This is a genomic window from Streptomyces xanthophaeus, from assembly GCF_030440515.1.
GTDB classification, from domain to species: Bacteria; Actinomycetota; Actinomycetes; order Streptomycetales; family Streptomycetaceae; genus Streptomyces; species Streptomyces kutzneri.
In genome coordinates, this window is sequence record NZ_CP076543.1 from 6,735,001 (window position 1) to 6,757,345 (window position 22,345).

At 69.6% G+C, this 22,345-nt stretch carries 19 protein-coding genes, 2 rRNA genes and 1 riboswitch (1 of these 22 cut by a window edge); of the genes, 17 read left to right on the forward strand and 4 right to left on the reverse strand.

The window, feature by feature from the left end:
* The 12 genes from KO717_RS30130 to KO717_RS30185 form a co-directional block, all read left to right on the forward strand.
* Positions 1 to 1,231, forward strand: a 23S ribosomal RNA gene (locus KO717_RS30130) (it extends 1,892 nt beyond the left edge of the window).
* A gap of 76 nt (positions 1,232 to 1,307) precedes the next feature.
* Positions 1,308 to 1,424, forward strand: a 5S ribosomal RNA gene (rrf, locus tag KO717_RS30135).
* 141 nt (positions 1,425 to 1,565) lie between these two features.
* Positions 1,566 to 2,156, forward strand: coding sequence for a CDP-alcohol phosphatidyltransferase family protein (locus tag KO717_RS30140; RefSeq protein WP_301372519.1), 591 nt, complete (start codon positions 1,566 to 1,568; stop codon positions 2,154 to 2,156).
* 100 nt (positions 2,157 to 2,256) lie between these two features.
* A complete protein-coding gene (locus KO717_RS30145; protein ID WP_301372520.1) occupies positions 2,257 to 4,752 on the forward strand; it encodes a mannose-1-phosphate guanyltransferase in 2,496 nt (831 codons plus the stop codon).
* A gap of 110 nt (positions 4,753 to 4,862) precedes the next feature.
* Positions 4,863 to 5,771, forward strand: a complete 909-nt coding sequence (locus KO717_RS30150; protein WP_301372521.1) for a DUF881 domain-containing protein — start codon at positions 4,863 to 4,865, stop codon at positions 5,769 to 5,771.
* Positions 5,768 to 6,100 carry a small basic family protein gene (locus tag KO717_RS30155; protein ID WP_030010496.1) on the forward strand — a complete coding sequence of 111 codons (333 nt, stop codon included), beginning with the start codon at positions 5,768 to 5,770 and terminating at the stop codon, positions 6,098 to 6,100. The genes KO717_RS30150 and KO717_RS30155 overlap by 4 nt, the downstream gene beginning before the upstream one ends.
* 5 nt (positions 6,101 to 6,105) lie before the next feature.
* Positions 6,106 to 7,068, forward strand: coding sequence for a DUF881 domain-containing protein (locus KO717_RS30160; protein ID WP_301372522.1), 963 nt, complete (start codon positions 6,106 to 6,108; stop codon positions 7,066 to 7,068).
* A gap of 85 nt (positions 7,069 to 7,153) precedes the next feature.
* Positions 7,154 to 8,101 (forward strand): FHA domain-containing protein, encoded by a 948-nt coding sequence (locus KO717_RS30165; protein ID WP_301374854.1) that lies wholly within the window; start codon positions 7,154 to 7,156, stop codon positions 8,099 to 8,101.
* A 19-nt stretch (positions 8,102 to 8,120) separates the two neighbouring features.
* Positions 8,121 to 8,894: a transcriptional regulator FtsR gene (gene ftsR / locus KO717_RS30170; RefSeq protein ID WP_301372523.1), complete on the forward strand. Its 774-nt coding sequence runs from the start codon at positions 8,121 to 8,123 to the stop codon at positions 8,892 to 8,894.
* Positions 8,895 to 8,945: 51 nt separating this feature from the next.
* Complete coding sequence (locus KO717_RS30175) at positions 8,946 to 9,419, forward strand: bifunctional nuclease family protein (RefSeq protein WP_030009777.1); 474 nt, start codon at positions 8,946 to 8,948, stop codon at positions 9,417 to 9,419.
* A 180-nt stretch (positions 9,420 to 9,599) separates the two neighbouring features.
* The gene (locus KO717_RS30180) at positions 9,600 to 10,238 is read left to right on the forward strand and encodes a MerR family transcriptional regulator (RefSeq protein WP_301372526.1); all 639 of its coding nucleotides are present in this window, start codon (positions 9,600 to 9,602) and stop codon (positions 10,236 to 10,238) included.
* Between the two features lie 43 nt (positions 10,239 to 10,281).
* Positions 10,282 to 11,763, forward strand: a complete 1,482-nt coding sequence (locus KO717_RS30185; protein WP_301372527.1) for a DNA polymerase IV — start codon at positions 10,282 to 10,284, stop codon at positions 11,761 to 11,763.
* Here the strand turns inward: KO717_RS30185 and KO717_RS30190 are convergent.
* Positions 11,760 to 12,125, reverse strand: coding sequence for a PRC-barrel domain-containing protein (locus KO717_RS30190; RefSeq protein ID WP_189746224.1), 366 nt, complete (start codon positions 12,123 to 12,125; stop codon positions 11,760 to 11,762). The two genes, KO717_RS30185 and KO717_RS30190, sit on opposite strands and share 4 nt — an antisense overlap.
* A gap of 112 nt (positions 12,126 to 12,237) precedes the next feature.
* Positions 12,238 to 12,336: riboswitch (glycine riboswitch) on the forward strand.
* A gap of 195 nt (positions 12,337 to 12,531) precedes the next feature.
* On the opposite strand from KO717_RS30190, the gene gcvP reads away from it, so the two are divergent.
* Positions 12,532 to 15,417 (forward strand): aminomethyl-transferring glycine dehydrogenase, encoded by a 2,886-nt coding sequence (gene gcvP, locus KO717_RS30195; RefSeq protein WP_301372528.1) that lies wholly within the window; start codon positions 12,532 to 12,534, stop codon positions 15,415 to 15,417.
* Between the two features lie 123 nt (positions 15,418 to 15,540).
* Here gcvP and KO717_RS30200 read toward each other — a convergent pair whose 3' ends face one another.
* Both KO717_RS30200 and KO717_RS30205 read right to left on the reverse strand, forming a co-directional pair.
* Positions 15,541 to 15,729 carry a DUF5999 family protein gene (locus KO717_RS30200; protein WP_030009772.1) on the reverse strand — a complete coding sequence of 63 codons (189 nt, stop codon included), beginning with the start codon at positions 15,727 to 15,729 and terminating at the stop codon, positions 15,541 to 15,543.
* Between the two features lie 261 nt (positions 15,730 to 15,990).
* Positions 15,991 to 16,611: a hypothetical protein gene (locus tag KO717_RS30205; protein WP_301372532.1), complete on the reverse strand. Its 621-nt coding sequence runs from the start codon at positions 16,609 to 16,611 to the stop codon at positions 15,991 to 15,993.
* Positions 16,612 to 17,099: 488 nt separating this feature from the next.
* Here KO717_RS30205 and KO717_RS30210 point away from each other — a divergent pair, with 488 nt between their 5' ends.
* From KO717_RS30210 to KO717_RS30220, 3 genes are all read left to right on the forward strand, one after another.
* Positions 17,100 to 18,632, forward strand: coding sequence for a glutamate-cysteine ligase family protein (locus tag KO717_RS30210; protein WP_301372534.1), 1,533 nt, complete (start codon positions 17,100 to 17,102; stop codon positions 18,630 to 18,632).
* A gap of 157 nt (positions 18,633 to 18,789) precedes the next feature.
* Positions 18,790 to 19,629, forward strand: a complete 840-nt coding sequence (locus KO717_RS30215; RefSeq protein WP_437184595.1) for a CPBP family intramembrane glutamic endopeptidase — start codon at positions 18,790 to 18,792, stop codon at positions 19,627 to 19,629.
* Positions 19,630 to 19,717: 88 nt separating this feature from the next.
* A complete protein-coding gene (locus KO717_RS30220) occupies positions 19,718 to 20,455 on the forward strand; it encodes a hypothetical protein (RefSeq protein WP_301372538.1) in 738 nt (245 codons plus the stop codon).
* Between the two features lie 50 nt (positions 20,456 to 20,505).
* Here the strand turns inward: KO717_RS30220 and KO717_RS30225 are convergent, their stop codons facing one another.
* Entirely contained in the window at positions 20,506 to 21,348 is an 843-nt protein-coding gene (locus KO717_RS30225; RefSeq protein ID WP_301372540.1) for a PhzF family phenazine biosynthesis protein, read from the reverse strand.
* A gap of 264 nt (positions 21,349 to 21,612) precedes the next feature.
* Here KO717_RS30225 and KO717_RS30230 point away from each other — a divergent pair, with 264 nt between their 5' ends.
* Positions 21,613 to 22,233 carry a PadR family transcriptional regulator gene (locus tag KO717_RS30230; protein WP_301372541.1) on the forward strand — a complete coding sequence of 207 codons (621 nt, stop codon included), beginning with the start codon at positions 21,613 to 21,615 and terminating at the stop codon, positions 22,231 to 22,233.
* The last annotated feature ends 112 nt before the right edge of the window (positions 22,234 to 22,345 follow it).

The following is a 22,345-nucleotide window of genomic DNA, read 5'->3' on the forward strand; positions in this document are numbered from 1 at the left end:
AAATGCCCCCGTAACTTCGGGAGAAGGGGGGCCATCACTGGTGATCGGACTTGCTCCGTGAGCTGGGGGTGGCCGCAGAGACCAGCGAGAAGCGACTGTTTACTAAAAACACAGGTCCGTGCGAAGCCGTAAGGCGATGTATACGGACTGACGCCTGCCCGGTGCTGGAACGTTAAGGGGACCGGTTAGTGACCTTTCGGGGTTGCGAAGCTGAGAACTTAAGCGCCAGTAAACGGCGGTGGTAACTATAACCATCCTAAGGTAGCGAAATTCCTTGTCGGGTAAGTTCCGACCTGCACGAATGGCGTAACGACTTCTCGACTGTCTCAACCATAGGCCCGGTGAAATTGCACTACGAGTAAAGATGCTCGTTTCGCGCAGCAGGACGGAAAGACCCCGGGACCTTTACTACAGTTTGATATTGGTGTTCGGTTCGGCTTGTGTAGGATAGGTGGGAGACTTTGAAGCAGCCACGCCAGTGGTTGTGGAGTCGCCGTTGAAATACCACTCTGGTCGTGCTGGATGTCTAACCTCGGTCCGTGATCCGGATCAGGGACAGTGTCTGATGGGTAGTTTAACTGGGGCGGTTGCCTCCCAAAGGGTAACGGAGGCGCCCAAAGGTTCCCTCAGCCTGGTTGGCAATCAGGTGTTGAGTGTAAGTGCACAAGGGAGCTTGACTGTGAGACCGACGGGTCGAGCAGGGACGAAAGTCGGGACTAGTGATCCGGCGGTGGCTTGTGGAAGCGCCGTCGCTCAACGGATAAAAGGTACCCCGGGGATAACAGGCTGATCTTCCCCAAGAGTCCATATCGACGGGATGGTTTGGCACCTCGATGTCGGCTCGTCGCATCCTGGGGCTGGAGTCGGTCCCAAGGGTTGGGCTGTTCGCCCATTAAAGCGGTACGCGAGCTGGGTTTAGAACGTCGTGAGACAGTTCGGTCCCTATCCGCTGTGCGCGTAGGAATATTGAGAAGGGCTGTCCCTAGTACGAGAGGACCGGGACGGACGAACCTCTGGTGTGCCAGTTGTCCTGCCAAGGGCATGGCTGGTTGGCTACGTTCGGGAGGGATAACCGCTGAAAGCATCTAAGCGGGAAGCCTGCTTCAAGATGAGTATTCCCACCTCCTTGAGAGGGTAAGGCTCCCAGTAGACGACTGGGTTGATAGGCCAGATGTGGAAGCCCGGTAACGGGTGAAGCTGACTGGTACTAATAGGCCGAGGGCTTGTCCTCAGTTGCTCGCGTCCACTGTGTTAGTTCTGAAATAACGAACAGCTGTGTTCATGCCAGCGTTCAAATTTCATAGTGTTTCGGTGGTCATAGCGTTAGGGAAACGCCCGGTTACATTCCGAACCCGGAAGCTAAGCCTTTCAGCGCCGATGGTACTGCAGGGGGGACCCTGTGGGAGAGTAGGACGCCGCCGAACAATCATTGTGGGAAAGCCCCGCACCAGCCCGTTAAGGGTTCGGTGCGGGGCTTTTCTGCGTTCAGGACACGTGTGCGGACTCCTGTAGGGTCAAGGGGCATCGAACGACCACATTTCTACAGTCACAGTGGAGGCCCCCGGGTGGAGGTCCAGGAGACTCGGGTTCAGACTGACCGAATTTTCACCATTCCGAACATCCTGAGCATGGCTCGCCTCGCCGGCGTGCCCCTGTTCTTGTGGCTCATCCTCGCGGAGTACGACGGGTGGGCCCTGGCCGTCCTCATGCTCAGCGGGATCAGCGACTACCTCGACGGGAAGCTCGCGCGGCGCTGGAATCAGATCAGCAAGCTCGGCCGGCTGCTCGATCCTGCCGCGGACCGGCTATACATCCTGTCGACGCTCTTCGGTCTGACTTATCGCGAGCTTCTGCCGCTGTGGCTCACCGGAGCGTTGCTGGCGCGCGAGCTGATGTTGCTGGTCATGGTGTGGATCCTGCGCCGTCACGGATATCCGCCGCCGCAGGTCAACTTCCTCGGCAAGGCCGCCACCTTCAACCTGATGTACGCGTTTCCCTTGCTGCTGCTCAGTGACGGAAGCGGCTGGTTGGCCTGGTTGGCCGCAGTTTTCGGATGGGCGTTCGCTGTATGGGGTACAACCCTCTATTGGTGGGCAGGAATCCTTTACGTGGTTCAAGTCCGCCGTCTGGTGAAGGCTGACACCACGGCCGATTGAGCCCGCCCGGCGCCGGATGACGCGGAGGAGTTGCGAAGTCACCGACCGAGACGGGCGAGGGTCGGCACGACTGTCGTCTCCCAAGGAGGACTCTTCCGACATGAAGGCCGTCGTGATGGCCGGTGGCGAAGGCACGCGTCTTCGCCCCATGACCTCGAGCATGCCCAAGCCGCTCCTGCCGGTGGCCAACCGGCCGATCATGGAGCATGTGCTCCGGCTGCTCAAGCGGCATGGGCTCAGCGAGACCGTGGTCACCGTGCAGTTCCTGGCGTCACTCGTCAAGAACTATTTCGGGGATGGCGAAGAGCTCGGAATGGAGCTCACCTACGCCCATGAGGAGAAGCCACTCGGGACCGCCGGCAGTGTGAAGAATGCCGAGGAGGCCCTGAAGGACGATGCCTTCGTCGTCATTTCCGGCGATGCGCTCACCGACTTCGACCTCACCGATCTGATCCGCTTCCACAAGGAGAAGGGCGCCCTGGTCACGGTGTGCCTGACCCGGGTGCCGAACCCGCTGGAATTCGGCATCACGATCGTGGACGAGGAGGGCAAGGTCGAGCGGTTCCTGGAGAAGCCGACCTGGGGGCAGGTGTTCTCGGACACGGTCAACACCGGCATCTACGTCATGGAGCCGGAGGTCTTCAATTACGTGGATCCGGACGTCTCCGTCGACTGGTCCGGTGATGTCTTCCCCCAGCTGATGAAGGAAGGCCGGCCCATCTTCGGCTATGTCGCCGAGGGCTACTGGGAGGACGTCGGCACGCACGAGAGCTACGTCAAGGCGCAGGCCGACGTGCTCGAGGGCAAGGTCCAGATCGAGATGGACGGCTTCGAGATCTCACCGGGGGTGTGGATCGCCGAAGGGGCCGAGGTGAGCCCCGACGCGGTGCTGCGCGGGCCGCTGTACATCGGCGACTACGCCAAGGTCGAGGCCGGTGCCGAGATCCGCGAGCACACCGTCATCGGGTCGAACGTCGTCGTGAAGAGCGGGGCCTTCCTGCACCGGGCCGTGGTCCACGACAACGTGTACATCGGGCCCCACAGCAATCTCCGCGGCTGCGTCATCGGCAAGAACACCGACATCATGCGGGCCGCGCGGATCGAGGACGGGGCCGTCATCGGCGACGAGTGTCTCGTCGGTGAGGAATCGATCGTTCAGGGGAACGTACGGGTCTACCCCTTCAAGACCATCGAGGCCGGCGCCTTCGTCAACGAGTCGGTGATCTGGGAGTCCCGCGGCCAGGCGCACCTGTTCGGCGCGCGTGGGGTCTCCGGGATCCTGAACGTGGAGATCACTCCCGAGGTGGTGGTCCGGCTCGCCGGCGCGTATGCCACGACCCTGAAGAAGGGGGCGACCGTCACCACGGCCCGTGACCACTCGCGAGGCGCCAGGGCGCTCAAGCGGGCCGTGATCTCCGCACTCCAGGCCAGCGCCATCAACGTACGGGACCTGGAGAACGTACCGCTGCCGGTGGCGCGGCAGCAGACCGCGCGCGGCAGTGCCGGCGGGATCGTGCTGCGGACCTCGCCGGGTGTTCCGGACTCCGTGGACATCATGTTCCTGGACGAGCGGGGAGCGGACCTCTCGCTGCAGGGGCAGCGCAAGCTGGACCGGGTGTACGCGCGCCAGGAGTACCGGCGGGCGTTCCCCGGAGAGATCGGAGACCTGCAGTTCCCGGGCAGTGTCTTCGACGCCTACACCGGCTCGCTGCTGCGGCGGGTGGACACCACCGGCATCGCCGACGCCGGGCTCAAGGTGGTCGTGGACGCCTCGAACGGAAGCGCGGGGCTCGTTCTGCCCAGCCTGCTGGGGCGGCTCGGTGTGGACGCGCTGACGATCAATCCCGGGCTCGACGAGTCCAGGCCGACGGAGACCAGGGAGTCCCGGCGCGCCGGGCTGGTGCGGCTGGGGGAGATCGTGGCCTCGGCGCGGGCGGCCTTCGGCGTACGGTTCGACCCCGTGGGCGAGCGGATCTCGCTGGTGGACGAGCGCGGGCGGATCATCGAGGACGACCGGGCGCTGCTGGTGATGCTCGACCTGGTGGCCGCGGAGAAGCGCAGCGGCAAGGTCGCGCTGCCGGTGACCACGACGAGGGTGGCCGAGCAGGTGGCGGCCTACCACGGGACGCAGGTCGAGTGGACGACGACCTCGCCCGACGACCTGACCCGGGTGGGGCGCGCGGAGAACACCATCTTCGGAGGAGACGGCCGGGGCGGCTTCATCGTTCCCGAGTTCGGCAGCGTCTTCGACGGTTCGGCGGCCTTCGTGCAACTGCTCGGGCTGGTGGCGCGTACGCAGCTCACGCTGAGCCAGATCGACGCCCGGATTCCGCGGGCCCACGTGCTCAGGCGGGACGTCTCGACGCCGTGGGCGGTGAAGGGGCTCGTCATGCGGCGGGTCGTGGAGGTGGCCGGAGACCGGCAGGTGGACACCACCGACGGGGTGCGGGTGGTCGAGGCCGACGGACGGTGGGCGCTGGTCCTGCCGGACCCGGCGGAAGCGGTCACCCACCTGTGGGCCGAGGGCCCCGACGACGGCACCGCGCAGGCCCTGCTGGACGAGTGGGCGGCCGTCGTGGAGAGCGCCGGGCAGTGAGGGCCCGGCGTGCGATGACGTAGGCGGAAGTCCGGTGGTCCGGGTGCGGGGAGTGCCGGCCCGGCCCACCGGATGGACGCATTGGGTGAGTGCGCTGCCGACATGCGACGATGTGCGGCATGTCGCAGCCGCCCCACAACCGGACTCCGGCGTCTCCTGTGCCCGCGCGCCCGGACGCTTCCATGTCGCTGCTGACGCACGTGATGGACCACAGTCTCGACGAGGGCTACGCGGAGGCCGCGGCCCGGCGCGAGGCGGAGGGAACGGCAGGTCTGCCGCGGACCCTCAAGGCCAAACTGGGGCTCGCGGCCGGGCTCGTCGTGACCGCCATGGTCGTCACGCTCGGTGCGGCCGAGGCGCGGATAGCGGCGCCGGTGCTGGCCAAGGAGCGTCAGGAACTGATCGACCGGGTCGAGCGGGCGGACGACCGCGTGCACGGCCTGGAGCGTGACGTCGACCGCCTCAGGACCGATGTCGCGGCGCGCCAGCGTGCGGCGCTGAAGCAGCCCGGCGGGGGCCAGGGCGAGCTCGTGGCCCTGCTGGCGGGTGCCACGGAGGTCCGCGGGCCGGGGATCAAACTGGTGGTGGACGACGCGAAGGGTGCCTCGTCGGGCGGCGGTGGCAAACCGCGCGAGAGCTCCGGCTTCTCGGACACCGGCCGGCTCCGGGACCGGGACATGCAGAAGATCGTCAACGGGCTCTGGCAGTCCGGGGCGGAAGCCATCTCCATCAACGGACAGCGGCTGACGGAGCTCTCGGCGATCAGAGCCGCGGGTGACGCGATACTGGTCGACAACAGGCCGCTCGTGCCGCCGTACGAAGTGCTGGCGGTGGGGGACAAGAAACGGCTCGGCACGGCCTTCCAGGACTCGGCGGACGGACAGTACCTGCACGTGCTGCAGGAGAGCTACGGGATCCGTTACGCCCTGTCCCCGGCGGACGACCTGCGGCTGCCGGCCGCGTCGAGCCTGACCGTACGTACAGCTACACCGGCAGAGCAGCAGAAGGGTGCATCGTGATCGCGGTACTGGGCCTCTTGGCCGGAGTGGTGGCCGGACTTCTGGTCCGGCCCGAAGTACCGGCTGTGGTGGAGCCATATCTGCCGATCGCCGTGGTGGCGGCGCTGGACGCGGTGTTCGGCGGCCTCCGCGCGATGCTGGACGGCATCTTCGTGGACAAGGTCTTCGTGGTGTCGTTCCTGTCGAACGTGGTCGTGGCCGCGCTGATCGTCTTCCTCGGTGACAAGCTCGGGGTCGGCTCGCAGCTGTCCACGGGTGTGGTCGTGGTCCTCGGTATCCGCATCTTCTCCAACGCCGCGGCCATCCGCCGGCACGTGTTCCGGGCGTGAGGCCGATGAGTACGAACGACAGCCCCGAGGAGCCGGGAGGCGCGGGCCGTCCGCCGGAGCCTCCGAAGTCTCCTGAGTCCCCGAAGTCTCCCGAGCCCCAACAGCCTCCGAAGTCTCCCGAGCCCCAACAGCCTCCGGAGTCCCTGCGGTCTCCGCAGTCCTCGGAACCGCCGCAGTCGCCCGAGCCCTCGCAGCCCGTGCAGTCGCCGGAGCCGTCGGAGCAGCCCGAGGAGGCGCCGGGGCCGCCCGAGGAGACCGGCCGGCAGCGGCTCGCGGCCGGGCTGTGGCCGCCGCGGGTGAGCCGGGCCCAACTGATCGTGGCGCTGCTGCTGTTCGTCCTGGGGCTGGGTCTGGCCATCCAGGTCCGCTCCAACAGCGACTCCAGCGCGCTGCGCGGGGCCCGCCAGGAGGACCTCGTACGCATCCTCGACGAGCTCGACGGGCGGACCAAGCGCCTGGAGGACGAGAAGCAGCAGCTGGAGGACCAGCGCAAGGAGCTGGAGACCAGCTCCAACCAGGCCGAGGAGGCCCGCAAGCAGACCGTCGAGAAGGAACGCCAACTCGGCATCCTGGCCGGTACGGTGGCAGCCCAGGGACCGGGCATCACACTGAAGATCACGGATCCCACGGGCCAGGTGCAGTCCGACCAGCTGCTGGACACGCTCCAGGAGCTGCGGGCGGCCGGGGCCGAGGCGATCCAGATCAACGGGGTGCGCATCGTGGCGGGCTCGTACTTCTCGGACGAGGACGGCGGGGTCGCCATCGACGGTAAGAAGATCACTCAACCCTATGAGTTCAAGGTGATCGGCAAGCCCCAGGATCTGGAGCCCGCGCTGAACATTCCGGGCGGTGTCGTCCAGACGCTGGAGAAGGAGCAGGCCACCGTCGCCGTCACACGGTCGGCGAAGATCGTTGTGGATGCCTTGCGGGCTGCGAAGCAGCCTGACTACGCTCGGTCGTCATCGTGATGATGCGGAGTGATGAGTGGAGCGTCCCACGCGGGCGGATGCCTGCGGGGGGTCGGCGCACCGAAGTCGCGGTGCGTGGTGGAAACTGTCTGGTGGTTACGGACGTTGTGAGAATGTCCGGGTCGGCAGGTGTCTGCATTCGGAGTTCGTCCTGCCCCACGGGCGGGTCTGTTTAGGTCAAGGGGAATCGCCCGTGAAGTTGTTTGAGAAGTTGTTCGGCAAGAAGAACCGTGAGGAAGGCGGCGCGGCACGGCACCGCGCCGGGCACGGGGACGTGGAAGGGCAGGGCGACCGGCCGCTCTTCCGCGACGAGGTCGCCGGAGCGGGTGATGTTTCCGGTGCCCCCGGCGCGTCGGCTGTTGACCCTGCTGGTACCGGACGCATAGGTTTCGGTGAACCATCAACCTCAAGTGCGGGTGGAGGGTTTGCCCCCGACCCGTATGCCACCAATGCATCCGCGGGGCATCCGCGGCGCGAGGAGCCGTCCATGTCGGCCGAGCAGATTTGCAGCAGGTGCGGACACCGCAGCGATGCGGCCAGTCGGTTCTGCTCGAACTGCGGTGCGCCGCTGCGGGCGGGTCTGACGCCGGAGCGTGCCTCGGAGACCACGTCCACGATCTCGATCTCGGGCCTCGAGGCCTACGAGGCCGAGGTGTCGGGACAACCGCACGTGTCGTCCTCCTCGCTGTCCCCCGAGGCGCAGGCCGCGGTGGAAGCGCTGCCCCCCGGTTCCGCTCTGCTCATCGTGCGGCGCGGTCCCAACTCCGGGAGCCGTTTCCTGCTGGACGGTGAGCTGACCACGGCCGGCCGCCACCCGCAGAGCGACATCTTCCTGGACGACGTCACCGTCTCCCGGCGCCATGTCGAGTTCCGCAGGAGCCAGGAGGGCGGCTTCACCGTCGCCGATGTCGGCAGCCTCAACGGCACGTACGTGAACCGTGAACCGATCGACTCCGTCGCCCTGCAGAACGGCGACGAGGTGCAGATCGGCAAGTACCGGCTGGTCTTCTACGCGAGCCTGCGGGGCATCTGACCCTTTTAGGGAAGGTTCCATGCTGCGTACCCCGACCGGCGGTGCCCCGCGAAGTGGCACCGCCGGTACCGCCGGCCCGGCCGGGCGGCTGGTGAGCATCGGCACGGTGCTCACCACGCTGCGTGACGAGTTCCCCGAAGTCACCATCTCGAAGATCCGCTTCCTGGAGGCGGAGGGGCTCGTCGAGCCCCGGCGCACACCTTCGGGATACCGCAAGTTCAGCACGGACGACGTGGAGCGGCTCGCTCGGATCCTGCGTCTGCAGCGTGACCACTACCTGCCGCTGAAGGTCATCCGCGAGCAGCTCGACGCGCTCGCCCGCGGGGAGCAGATCCGCATCCCGGCGCCCACCGCGCACGGGGACTCCGCCGAGCCCGCCGGAGGGACGGCCGTCTACGGCGAAGTGGGGCGGGAACGCCCCACCGTGGCCCGGGTGGGCCGCGCCGAGCTGCTCGCGGCCGCCGGCGTGGACGAGGTGCAGCTGGTCGAGTGGGAGTCGTACGGGCTGCTCGCCGAGGGCACGGACGGCGGATTCGACGCCGAGGCGGTCACGGTGGCCCGGCTGGTGGCCGACCTGGGCCGTTTCGGGCTGGAGCCGCGGCACCTGCGTGCGATGAAGGCCGCCGCGGACCGCGAGGCGGGGCTGGTGGAGCAGGTCGTGGCACCGCTGCGCAGGCACCGCAACCCGCAGACCAGGGCTCACGCGGAGGCCACCCTCAAGGAGCTCGCGGGGCTTTCCGTACGGCTCCACGAGGCGCTCGTACAGACCGCTCTCGGGGTCCGGCTGCCCTGAGGTGGGGGGCCCGACTACCCAAACCTGCCGAGCAGGTCCTAGGGTTGCTGTGTGAACGAGCTCGACGTTGTGGGTGTCCGGGTGGAAATGCCCTCCAACCAACCGATCGTGCTCCTGCGTGAAGTGGGAGGCGACCGGTACCTCCCCATCTGGATCGGTCCAGGGGAGGCGACCGCCATTGCCTTCGCGCAGCAGGGGATGGCCCCTGCCCGACCGCTGACGCACGACCTGTTCAAGGACGTGCTGGAGGCGATCGGCGAGGAGCTCACCGAGGTCCGGATCACGGATCTGCGGGAGGGCGTCTTCTACGCGGAGCTCGTCTTCGCCAGCGGGGTCGAGGTGAGTGCGCGTCCTTCCGACGCCATAGCCCTCGCCCTGCGGACGGGGACGCCGATCTACGGCAGTGACGGCGTGCTGGACGACGCCGGAATCGCCATTCCGGACGAGCAGGAGGACGAGGTGGAGAAGTTCCGCGAGTTCCTCGATCAGATCTCACCGGAGGACTTCGGCACCGGCCCGCAGTGAGGTGTCGGCCGCGTCGTCCTCGGAGATCTTCAGGCCATTCGATTAGCCTTTCCCCGTAAAGGGATACGGGAAACCACTCTCAGGGTGATTATCACTCGGCGTGCCGAGTGTGGCGATCGTTGACGCACCCCTGGTGACTGCCTACCTTCGAGGTGGGCAGGTCAAGGACGGAGGGTCGGCGTGAGGATCACGGGCGACGGTACGACCGGGGGCACCCCCGTACGGAGTGAGGCTGGGCCGTACCCGCTGCGCGGCGGTGCGGTCGGGTCCGCGCGCCGTCAGCCGGAGTCGACGCCGGTCGGACCGGTGGGCGCAGACCCGGAGCCCGAGCAGATCGGCTACCGCGGGCCGACGGCCTGCGCCGCGGCCGGCATCACCTACCGGCAGCTCGACTACTGGGCCCGGACCGGGCTGGTGGAGCCCAGTGTGCGGGCCGTCCACGGGACGGGGACGCAGCGGCTCTACAGCTTCCGCGACGTCGTGGTCCTCAAGATCGTCAAGCGCTTCCTGGACACCGGGGTGGCGCTGCAGAACATCCGCACGGCGGTCCAGCACCTGCAGGACCGCGGGTTCTCGGACCTCGAACGGATGACTCTGATGAGCGACGGCGCCACCGTGTACGAGTGCACCTCGCCGGACCAGGTCGTGAGCCTGCTCCAGGGCGGTCAGGGCGTTTTCGGCATTGCTGTGGGCGTGGTGTGGCGCGACGTCGAGAGCGCGCTGTCGCAGCTGCACGGGGAGCGCGTGGACACCGGCGAGACCCTGGTGCGGCACAACCCGGCGGACGAGCTGGCCGCCCGCCGCAACCGGGCCGTCTGACCCGGGCCGGGGCATTGTCAGTGGCGTAGGGCAGCATCGGGCTGTGAGAGCCGCGCCGACCATCCTGCACCTGGACATGGACGCCTTCTACGCCTCCGTGGAGCAGGCGTCGAAGCCGAGCCTGCGGGGCAAGGCCGTCATCGTCGGAGGCCTCGGGCCGCGCGGGGTCGTCGCCACGGCCTCGTACGAGGCCAGGCGGTTCGGGGTGCACTCCGCGATGCCCATGGGGCAGGCCCGGCGGCTCTGTCCGAACGGCGCGTACCTGATCCCCCGCTTCAGCCTCTACCGGCAGGTCAGCGACGTGGTGATGGCCATGCTGCGGGAACTGTCGCCCCTGGTGGAGCCCCTGAGCCTGGACGAGGCCTTCGTGGACCTGGAGGCGGGCGGGGTGGCCTTCGACTCGCTCAGCGCGCGGGAGACGGGGGAGCGGCTGCGGGCCGACATCCGGGCCGCGACGGGGCTCAGCGGGTCGGTGGGGCTGGCCGGGTCGAAGATGCTGGCCAAGGTGGCCTCCGAGGAGGCCAAGCCGGCCGGACTGCTGCTGATCGAGCCGGGGACGGAGCGCGAGCTGCTCGCGCCGATGTCGGTACGGACGCTGCCCGGGGTGGGTCCGGCCACGGGCGAGCACCTGCGGCGGGCCGGGATCACCACGGTGGGGGAGCTGGCGGAGGCCGGGGAGGACGAGCTGGTCCGGATGGTCGGCCGCTCGGCCGGGGCCGGGCTGTACCGGATGGCGCTCGGGCTGGACGACCGGCCGGTGGTCGCGGAGCGGGACGCGAAGTCGGTGTCCGTCGAGGACACCTTCGACGTGGACCTGCACGACCGGGTACGGATCCGCGGCGAGGTGCAGCGGCTCGCCGACCGGTGCGTGCAGCGGCTGCGGGGCTCGGGGCACTCGGGGCGCACGATCGTGCTCAAGGTGAGGCGGTACGACTTCTCCACGCTGACCCGGTCCGAGACCCTGCGGGGGCCCACGGACGACCCGGCGGTGGTGCGTGAGGCGGCGGCGCGGCTGCTGGAGGGCGTGGACACCACGGGTGGGGTGCGGCTGCTGGGAGTGGGGGTGAGCGGGCTGGCGGACTACACGCAGGAGGACCTGTTCGCGCAGTCGCTCGCCGCTGAGCCGGACGGGGCGGACAGGGCCGACGGCGCGGACAGGGCGGAAGGGACCAACGGAGCGGACGGGACGGACGGGACGGACGGGACGGACGGAGCCGGAGGGGATGCGGTGGCGGCCGGTGCCGCGCGCACGGCGGCCGACGGTGCCCAGGAGGCCGCTGGGCCGCCCGGGGAGCCGGAGCAGGCACCCGAACGGCGCTGGACGGCCGGGAGCGACGTACGGCATGCCGTGTACGGGCCCGGATGGGTGCAGGGCAGCGGCGTCGGGCGGGTGACCGTGCGGTTCGAGCAGCCCGGATCGGAGCCCGGCCGGGTGCGGACCTTCCGGGTGGACGACCCCGAGCTGGAGCCGTCCGATCCGCTGCCGCTCGTGGGGGCCGGCCCGGATCAGGAAGAGACGGCCTAGCTCTCGTCGCCCGCCAGGCGGCCGAAGTCGCGGTTGAAGTCCGACGGCAGGGTCGTGTCCAGTCCGTAGTGGTGGTAGAGCTGCAGCTCCTGTTCGGGGGAGAGGTGGCGCCCGACACCGAAGTCCGGGGCGTCCCTGATGAGGGCGCGTTCGAAGGGCACCCGCAGGGTGTCACCCACCAGCTCGCTCGGCTCCAGCGGGACGAAGGCGTCCCGGCTGAAGAGCCCCGTCCGGACCGCGGCCCACTCCGGGACGCCCGTGGCATCGTCGAGGTAGACCTCGTCGATCGTGCCGATCTTGGTGCCATTGCGGTCGAACGCCTTGCGGCCGATCAGGCTGCGCGGATCGATGTCGGTCTGCACGGTCCCTCCAAAAGGTCGCAACTGCTCCGTAATGACTACAGAAGTGCATATCTGCAGCGGAGGCCACTCGGGGAGGGTCCAGATCCTCGCTGGTACGCTGGTGAACGGCTGTCGACCCTGTGCGGGAGAGTCCTCCGAGTGAGCAAGACGGAGGCGCCGAAGGAGCAAATCCTCCCCGGAATCTCTCAGGCATACGTACCGCACGGACGAGGCCACTCTGGAAAGCAGGGCGGGTACCGGGCGCGCAGTGCCGGTCCCCCTCCTCACCGACGGTGAAAGCCGGAACTCTCGGGAGACCCCCGTGACTCCGGTGAAACTCTCAGGTGCAGATGACAGAGGGGGAGGCCGTCCGGGTGCCCGCGCCGTGGTGCCCCTCGCAGGTCATACGACCAGGAGGCCTCCGTACATGACCGCCAACCGCATTCCGCTCTCCCAGCTGGAGCGAGGCATCCCCTTCGAACAGCGCCACATCGGCCCGGATGCCGAGGCGCAGGCGAAGATGCTCGCCCAGGTGGGCTACGGCTCCCTGGACGAACTGACCGCTGCCGCGGTCCCGGATGTGATCAAGACCGCCGAGGCGCTCGACCTGCCCGAGGCGCGTACCGAGGCCGAGGTGCTGGCCGAGCTCCGCTCGCTCGCCGACCGCAACCAGGTCCTCTCGCCGATGATCGGTCTCGGCTACTACGGGACCTTCACGCCGCCGGTGATCCTCCGCAACGTCATGGAGAACCCGGCCTGGTACACGGCGTACACGCCCTACCAGCCGGAGATCTCCCAGGGCCGCCTCGAAGCGCTCCTGAACTTCCAGACGGTCGTCGCCGAGCTGACCGGGCTGCCGACCTCGGGCGCCTCCCTGCTCGACGAGGGCACCGCGGCCGCCGAGGCCATGACCCTGGCCCGCCGCGTCGGCAAGTCCAAGGGCAACGTCTTCCTGGTGGACGCCGACGCGCTGCCCCAGACCATCGCCGTCATCGAGACCCGCGCCGAGCCGATCGGCATCGAGGTCGTCGTCGCCGACCTGTCCGCCGGCATCCCGGCCGAGGTCGCCGAGCGCGGCATCTACGGTGTCCTGATCCAGTACCCGGGTGCCTCCGGCGCCGTCCGGGACATCAAGCCGGTCATCGACCAGGCGCACGAGCTCGGCGCCATCGTGGCCGTCGCCGCGGACCTGCTCGCGCTGACCCTGCTGACCTCTCCGGGTGCGCTCGGCGCGGACATCGCCGTCGGCACCACCCAGCGCTTCGGCGTCCCGATGGGCTTCGGCGGACCGCACGCCGGTTACATGGCCGTCCAGGACAAGCACGCCCGCTCCCTGCCCGGCCGCCTCGTCGGCGTCTCCGTGGACGCGGACGGCAACAAGGCGTACCGCCTCGCACTGCAGACCCGTGAGCAGCACATCCGCCGTGAGAAGGCCACCAGCAACATCTGTACCGCGCAGGTGCTGCTCGCCGTCATGGCCGGCATGTACGCCGTCTACCACGGCCCGGACGGCCTGCGGACGATCGCGAGCCGCACCCACCGCTACGCCACCCTGCTCGCCGCCGGTCTGACGGCCGGCGGGGTCGAGATCGTGCACGGCTCGTACTTCGACACGATCACCGCCCGCGTGCCGGGCCGTGCCGCCGAGGTCGTCGCCGCCGCCCGCGAGGGCGGGGTGAACCTGTTCCAGGTCGACGCCGACCTCGTCTCCGTCGCCTGCGACGAGACCACCCTGCGCGCCGACATCGAGGCCGTCTGGGCCGCCTTCGGCGTCACCGCGGACATCGAGGCGCTGGACACGGCCACGGCCGACACGCTGCCCGAGAGCCTGCTGCGCTCCGACGCGTACCTGACGCACCCGGTCTTCCACCAGCACCGCTCCGAGACCGCGATGCTGCGCTACCTGCGCAAGCTCTCGGACAAGGACTACGCGCTGGACCGCGGCATGATCCCGCTGGGCTCCTGCACCATGAAGCTCAACGCGACCACCGAGATGGAGCCGGTGACCTGGCCCGAATTCGGTCAGCTGCACCCCTTCGCGCCGGTGGAGCAGGCCGAGGGCTACCTCACGCTCATCAACGAGCTGGAGGAACGTCTCTGCGAGGTGACCGGCTACGACAAGGTCTCCATCCAGCCGAACGCCGGCTCCCAGGGTGAGCTCGCCGGCCTGCTGGCCGTCCGCGCCTACCACCGGGCGAACGGCGACGAGCAGCGCACCGTCTGCCTGATCCCGTCCTCCGCGCACGGCACCAACGCCGCCAGCGCCGTGATGGCCGGCATGAAGGTCGTCGTCGTCAAGACCGCCGACGACGGCGAGGTGGACGCGGCCGACCTGCGTGCCAAGATCGAGCAGCACCGCGACGAGCTCGCCGTGCTGATGATCACGTACCCCTCGACGCACGGTGTGTTCGAGGAGCACGTCGCCGACATCTGCGCCCAGGTGCACGAGGCCGGCGGCCAGGTCTACGTCGACGGTGCCAACCTGAACGCCCTGGTGGGCCTGGCCAAGCCGGGTCACTTCGGCGGCGACGTCTCGCACCTGAACCTGCACAAGACCTTCTGCATCCCGCACGGCGGCGGCGGTCCGGGCGTCGGCCCGGTCGGTGTCCGGGCGCACCTGGCCCCGTACCTGCCGAACCACCCGCTCCAGCCGACCGCGGGCCCGGAGACGGGCGTCGGCCCGATCTCGGCCGCTCCGTGGGGTTCGGCGGGCATCCTGCCGATCTCGTGGTCGTACGTGCGCCTGATGGGTGGCGAGGGCCTCAAGCGCGCCACCCAGGTGGCCGTGCTCGGCGCCAACTACATCGCCAAGCGCCTGGAGCCGCACTACCCGGTGCTCTACACCGGCCCGGGCAACCTGGTCGCGCACGAGTGCATCATCGACCTGCGGCCGCTGTCGAAGGCCACGGGTGTGAGCGTGGACGACATCGCCAAGCGTCTGATCGACTACGGCTTCCACGCGCCGACCATGTCCTTCCCGGTCGCCGGCACGCTGATGATCGAGCCGACGGAGTCCGAGGACCTTGCCGAGATCGACCGCTTCTGCGACGCGATGATCGCCATCCGCGGCGAGATCGAGCGGGTCGCGGGCGGCGAGTGGCCGGTGGACGACAACCCGCTGGCGAACTCCCCGCACACCGCGGCGGCGCTGGGCGGCGAGTGGAACCACCCGTACACCCGGGACGAGGCCGTCTTCCCGGGCGGGGTCACGGCCGCCGAGAAGTACTGGCCGCCGGTGCGCCGCATCGACGGTGCGTTCGGTGACCGGAACCTCGTGTGCTCCTGCCCGCCGCTGGACGAGTACGACGCCTGAGGTGTTCCGTGTCGTACGGCCGTCGTATGACGGTCGTACGACATGAACAAGGGGCCGGTCCGGGAGAGTCTCCCGGACCGGCCCCTTCGTCGTTCGCTACGGTCGGCCGGACAGCTCGATCGCCTAGGCCGCCGCGAGCGGGCGGTGCGGGGCGATGATCTGGCCGTCCGGCAGCAGTTCACCGGTGTCCTCGAAGAGCAGGACGCCATTGCACAGCAGGCTCCAGCCCTGCTCCGGGTGGTTGGCCACCGGGCGTGCGGCCTCCCGGTCGGCGGATTCGGCTGACGGGCAGGCTGGCTGGTGCTGGCACATGGATGCGTTCTTTCGCTGCGGTGTGGTCTGTGTGCTACGGCTCGATGCGTGATTCATGGCCGTCCCCCTGGGTCATCCCCGCACCCGCGGGGAGCGTGTCATCAGTCTTCCCCCATGACAGCCGCTTCGCAGGTATTTCCCGGCAGCTGTCCTCACAGATTGATGACGCATCACTCGTGCGGGCGGTTCAGGCCAACTCCCCTGTCATTTCGGATGGTTCGCAAGTGGCCCGGGTGGACTAGGCCGAATGGGTGATTCGGGTCAGGCGGCGGGCGCGGCCAGGGAGGGGGGCGCCGCCGTCGGTGCCGGGGTCAGCCGGCGGGTCAGTACGGGCAGCAGTTCGGAGACCGGATGCGGCCGGTACGCGGCGATGCCGGGCGGGGCCGGGGCGAGGGGTACCAGCAGGTCCTCGCCGGCCGGCAGCCCGGCGGCGGCGTCGGCACCCACCGCCCCGTGCAGCCACAGGGTCAGCATGTAGAGCTCCGGAACCGACAGCAGCCGTGGCTGGTAGCCGGTGGTGAGGGATTCCGCCTGGCGCAGGGCGCGTTCGGTGGCCGCGACATAGGGTCCCTCGAAGAAATGGGAGAAGACCCAGCCGTCGGCAGTCAGCCGGGTGTCGGCCGCCGCGATGTAGCGGTCCCCGCTGCGGATCAGGAACCGCCAGCCCGTGAGCCGGCTGCGCGGCGGCCTGCCGCCGGCCGCGAGGGTGGACATGCCCAGCCGGTCGAGGACGTGGACCGGAAGCGGGAGTTCGGCGGTCAGCGGCCCCTGGTTCGCGCGCAGGGCCGGGGTGTGCGCCTCGTGGACGGCGGTGGGGGAACCGAGTGCCGCGAGGACGCTGCGCAGGGCGGGCGCGGGAGCCGGAGGGACATGCAGCGGCATGGTGGGTCGCCTCTCACTTGGGAGACCGGTGGAACGAGGGCAGGTGCGGACTCGCATTCTGGGGCCAGAGGGGGGCCGAGGGGCAATGGCCGCGCGCCAACTCTCTGCCTCGTTTGCGGAGTTTATACGACATGTGTTCACGCAGTGTTTCGGCTAGCTGTCCCGCCTATTGCCGGCAAGGCGCTTACCGGACCCGCTGACATGGCATTCATGCCGCATGCACGCGAACATGTCGCGCTGACCTCGGAGGTTACCGGACGGGGGCTCGGCTGGAAAGCGTCGGTTATCCGGACGAGGCAAAGTCTAAGAGGAATTTGCATACCGTGACTTGCCACGTGAATGTGCCGAAGCGCCCTTCGGCCAAACCGGCGCGCGCTCCTGGTCACGCACGCCCCCCGCGCGTTATGGATCACGCTGCCGGGGCATCATCGACCGTAACGCGAGCCTGGGTTGTTCCGGGCCAGGCCCACTCGAGGAGGGACGCTTCGATGGGGGAGAAGGTCGTGGCAGGCGGATTCGACCTGTCCGATCGGCAGCGGTATCGAAGGAAGCTTCACGAGTGTCTGGAGGGACTGGAGCGGCTCCTGGAGGAGAAGAGGTTCGATCGCCCGAAGAACATGATGGGACTGGAGATCGAGCTGAATCTCGCGGGTGCCGACGGGTTGCCGAGAATGGTGAATGCACAGGTTCTGGAGCGGATTGCGAGCCCCGATTTCCAGACCGAGCTGGGAATGTTCAATCTGGAGGTGAACGTCCTTCCGCACCGGCTCGGCGGCCGGGTTTTCGACCAGCTCGCCGAGGAGCTCAGCGCCGGGCTGGGCTATGCCCACCGGCAGGCCGCGGAGATCGACGCCGGAGTGGTGATGATCGGTATTCTGCCGACGATCTCCCGCGCCGACCTGGTCACCGCGAACCTGTCGGCGGTGGACCGCTACTCGCTGCTCAACGAGCAGATCCTGATGATGCGCGGGGAGGACTTCACGCTCGACATCGACGGCGTCGAACGGCTGATCTGGACCTCCGGGTCGATCGTGCCGGAGGCCGCCTGCACCTCCGTACAGCTGCATCTGCAGGTGACCCCGGCCCGGTTCTCGGCGGTGTGGAACGCGGCGCAGGCCGTGGCCGCGGTGCAGATAGCCGTCGGCGCCAACTCGCCCTTCCTGTTCGGGCGTGAGCTGTGGCGCGAGTCGCGGCCGCCGCTGTTCACGCAGGCCACCGACACCCGGCCGCCCGAGCTCCAGGCCCAGGGCGTGCGGCCGCGCACCTGGTTCGGGGAGCGGTGGGTGGACTCGGCGTACGAGCTCTTCGCCGAGAACGTCCGCTACTTCCCCGCCCTGTTGCCGATATGCGACGAGGAGGAGCCGCTGCGGGTGCTCGCCGAGGGCGGGGTACCGGGGCTGCAGGAACTGGTCCTGCACAACGGCACCGTCTACCGGTGGAACCGGCCCGTGTACGGGGTCGCCGACGGGGTGCCGCACCTGCGGGTGGAGAACCGGGTGCTGCCGGCCGGGCCGACGGTCGCCGACGTCGTCGCCAACGCCGCCTTCTACTACGGGCTCGTACGCACCCTCGCGGACGAACCGCGCCCGGTGTGGACCCGGCTGCCCTTCGCCGAGGCGGAGGCGAACTTCGACGCGGCCTGCCGGTACGGGATCGACGCCCGGCTGCGGTGGCCGCGCCGGGGCCGGGCCGGGGGGCTGGCGAGCGTGCCCGCCGTGCGGCTGGTCCTGGACGAGCTGCTGCCGATGGCGGCGGCGGGGCTGGACGCCTGGGGCATCGAGCCCGCGGACCGGGACCACTACCTCGGCATCATCGAGGAACGCTGCCGGCGCCGGGTGAACGGGGCGACCTGGCAGGTGGACACCTACCACCGGGCACTCGCCGCCGGACTGGAGCGGGACGAGGCGCTGGCCGCGACGACCCGGCGGTACACCGAGCTGATGCACAAGGGCGACCCGGTGCACACCTGGCCGGTCGGGCTGACGGAGGAGGTGAGCGTCCCGGCGCCCGCCGTGCGCTGACCGGCCACGGGGCGGGGCGGGCCGATGCCCGGCCCCGCCGCCCGCCGCCCCGCCCGCCGCCCCGCCCGCCGCCCGCAGCCCCGCCCGCCGCCCGCCGCCGTCCGGTGATCCCGGTGCAGGCCCCGCAGTGATCCTCCCGGTCCCGCGAGGAGGCAGTATGGGGTGGTCGCAATGGGATGGCAGGACGGAGTCGGGCGTGCGGACGGAGCCGGAGCCGGTGTTCGTGGAACTGGACGAGGACGGGCGGCGGAGCCTGCTGCGCACCGAGACGCTGCTCGTCCTCGCGCTGTCGCTGGGCGCGAGCGGGGTCTCGGCGCTGATCAGCTTCATCGGCTCGCTCACCAAGCCCGGCGGTCTCAAGGACCAGGCGGCCACGCTCAACGGCTCCTACGCCCCGGGCCGGCCCTGGCTGGACCTCGCCTGGCAGCTGTTCGGCATCGCGAGCGCCCTGGTGCCCGTACTGCTGGTGGCGCACCTGCTGACCCGTGAGGGCGCCCCCGGATTGCGGGTGCTGGGCTTCGACCGCACCCGGCCCTGGTGGGACCTGGGCCGGGGAGCCCTCGTCGCGGCCTGCATCGGAAGCGCCGGGCTGGCCTTCTACCTGGGCGCCCGGGCCACCGGATTCAACCTCACGGTGGTGCCGGAGGCGCTGCCCGACGTGTGGTGGAAGTTCCCCGTACTGATCCTCTCCGCGCTGCAGAACGCCGTGGTGGAGGAGGTCATCGTGCTGGCCTACCTGCTGCGCCGGCTCGGCCAGCTGGGCTGGTCGCCGATGGCCGCGCTGCTGGCCAGTTCGGTGCTGCGCGGCTCGTACCACCTCTACCAGGGCATCGGCGGCTTCATCGGCAACGTGGTGATGGGCGTCGTCTTCGTCCTCGCCTACCGGCGCTGGGGCCGGGTGGGACCGCTCGTCGTCGCGCACGCGCTCCTCGACATCGTGGCCTTCGGCGGGTACGCCCTGCTCGCGGGCAAGGTGGGCTGGCTGCCGACGCCGTGACCCGGGGCGGGTCCACCCGATCGGACCTTCCGGGCGGTGGCGGACGCCGCAGCGGTGCGACCCTGGGGCGAGTGAGGAGGCGCGCCCGGTGGCTGTTGTGGACACACTGGTACCGTTCGCGCCCTTCCTCGTGCCCGTGGTCACCGGCCTGGTGGGCGGCATCAGCCTCCTCATCCGGGACCGCCGCGAGGCGCGCAGCACCGACCACCGCTACCGCAGGCGACTGGAGAAGGCCCAGCTGGAGATCCAGTTCCTCTCGGGCTGGATCCAGGCCAAGCAGCTGGCGCCCACCGACTCCCCGCCGTCGGACCCGGAGCCGGGGCGCTGGCTGGACGAGTGCTACGAGTCGGTGCGCCGGGCCAAGCAGAACACGGGCGGCCGCCACCGGACGGGACCGGTCTCGCTGCGGCGCATTCTGCTGCTGGGGGAACTGAGCGGCCCGGCGAGGAGCGTGCGGGTCGGCTACTGGGTCTCCCTCGTCCTGTTCAACGTGGCGCTCGGGTGGTGGGTGAACGCGCTGATCACCGGCGTACCCGGCTTCATGCACGAGGAAGGCGTCTCCGAGTCCGACGAAATCGCCTCCTACCTGGGGGTGGCGGGCGTCCTGTTCCTCGTGTCGGCCGGCCTGTGGGGATGGACGGTGCACCTGGGCGCGGCGGAGCCGGGGCAGGTCTACCGCAAGCGGATCGACTCGGCCGCCTGGATCGAGCAGGAGGAGAAGCGGCGGAACGCCGCGCGCGCGAAAGCGGATGCGAAGGCCGATGCGAAGGCACGCTCGAAGGGGGATGTCGGGGGGAAGGGCGACGGGGGCGGGTCCGCGGGCTGAGCCGGCCGGGCGGCCCGGCCCGGCCCGGTGCCCGCGTCCGTGCCCCGTGGTCACCCCGCCTGTCCGGCCCCGGACGGGGGCGCGAGGAGCTCGCCGTCGACGACGGTGACGGCCCGGCCGGTGAGCAGGGTGCGGTCGCCCGCCAGGGTCACCCGTACGAGACCGCGTCGCGCACCGCCCTGGAGGCCGGTCAGCTCGGTACGGCCCAGCCGCTGCGCCCAGAACGGGGCGAGCGCGGTGTGGGCGCTCCCGGTGACAGGGTCCTCGTCGATCCCGAAGGCGGGGAAGAAGCCGCGGGAGACGAAGTCGTACCCGAGGGAGGGATCCTCGGCGGGCGCGGTGACGATCACCCCCCGCCGGGCGAAAGCACGCAGGGCCGCGTGGTCCGGCTCCAGCTCGCGGACGGTCTTCTCGTCGGCGAGCTCGACCACCAGGTCACCGATGTGGTCCGCGGTGTCGTGCACGGAGAGGATCGGCGGGCCGCCGAGCGCGTGGTCCACGGCAGGCGGCGCCGGCACCGGGGTGAGCGAGGACGTCGGGAAGTCCATGGTGATCGTGCCGTCCTCGGCGGTCTCGGCGGTGAGGATGCCGCAGCGCGCGGAGAAGCGGATCCGGCCCGTGGCGAGCCCGCTCGTGGCCAGTACGTGCGCGGTCGCCAGCGTGGCGTGGCCGCACATGTCGACCTCGGCTGCCGGGGTGAACCAGCGCAGCGCCCAGTCGGCGTCCCCGCCGGGCGGCAGGGGGTGGGCGAATGCGGTCTCGGAGAGGTTCATCTCGCACGCGACCTGCTGGAGCCAGGCGTCCGGGGGGAACGCGGCGTCGAGGAGCAGGACTGCGGCGGGGTTCCCGTGGAAGGGGCGGTCGGTGAAGGCGTCGACGATTCGGATGCGCATGCCCCGACGGTAGGGCGATTTCTTGATCGTCGACAAAGGCCAATCCGGGGTGACTGGCCCGGTCGGGTCGGCGCGCGGGCGGTCAGGTACCGGCCGGCCCCGATCAGGTCGAGCCACAGGTCCTCCATGCCGGTGATCCGCACGGCACGGTGCACACGAAGCGATGTGTTCCGATATATCGTTGACACATCGCGAGCCGTTGCCGATAGTGGAGACATCGGACAACCGATGAAGCAACGACAACGTGACGGAAGGAGCGCAGACATGCGTTCACACGGACAGCACGGACACGACCACGGGCATGACCACGGACGGGGCCACGACCACTGCGGGCCCGATCGTCGGGAAGGTTTCAAGGGGCGGCGCGCCGCCTTCGGCCCGTTCGGACCGCCCTTCGGCGGCGGCCCCTTCGGCGGCCGCGGCGGACGCGGGGGACCGCGGGGCAGGGCCCGGCGCGGCGATGTGCGCGCCTCGATCCTGGCGCTGCTCGCCGACCGGCCGATGCACGGTTACGAGATGATCCAGGAGATCGGCGAGCGCAGCGGCGGGGCCTGGAAGCCCAGCCCGGGCTCGGTCTACCCGACCCTGCAGCTGCTCGAGGACGAGGGGCTGATCACCAGCGCGAGCGAAGGCGGCAAGAAGCTGTTCACGCTCACCGACGCCGGCCGCACCGAGGCCGAGTCGGGCCCGGACGCCCCCTGGGCGGACGCCGGGCGCGGCTTCGACTTCGAGGCGATGCAGGAGGTCCGGACGGCCGGCATCGGCCTGATGGAAGCCTTCGGGCAGGTCTTCAAGACGGGCTCGCCCCAGCAGCGGGAGAAGGCGCTCGGGGTCATCAACGACGCCCGCAAGAAGCTCTACCTGATCCTGGCCGACGAGCACTGAGCCCGGCCGGCCCCGGCATGCAACGGCACGCAGCGGCGCGCCCCGCGAGTTCGTCTCGCGGGGCGCGCCTTCGCGTGGTGCGCGGGCGGCGCCTGCGGTGTGGACGGTGTGG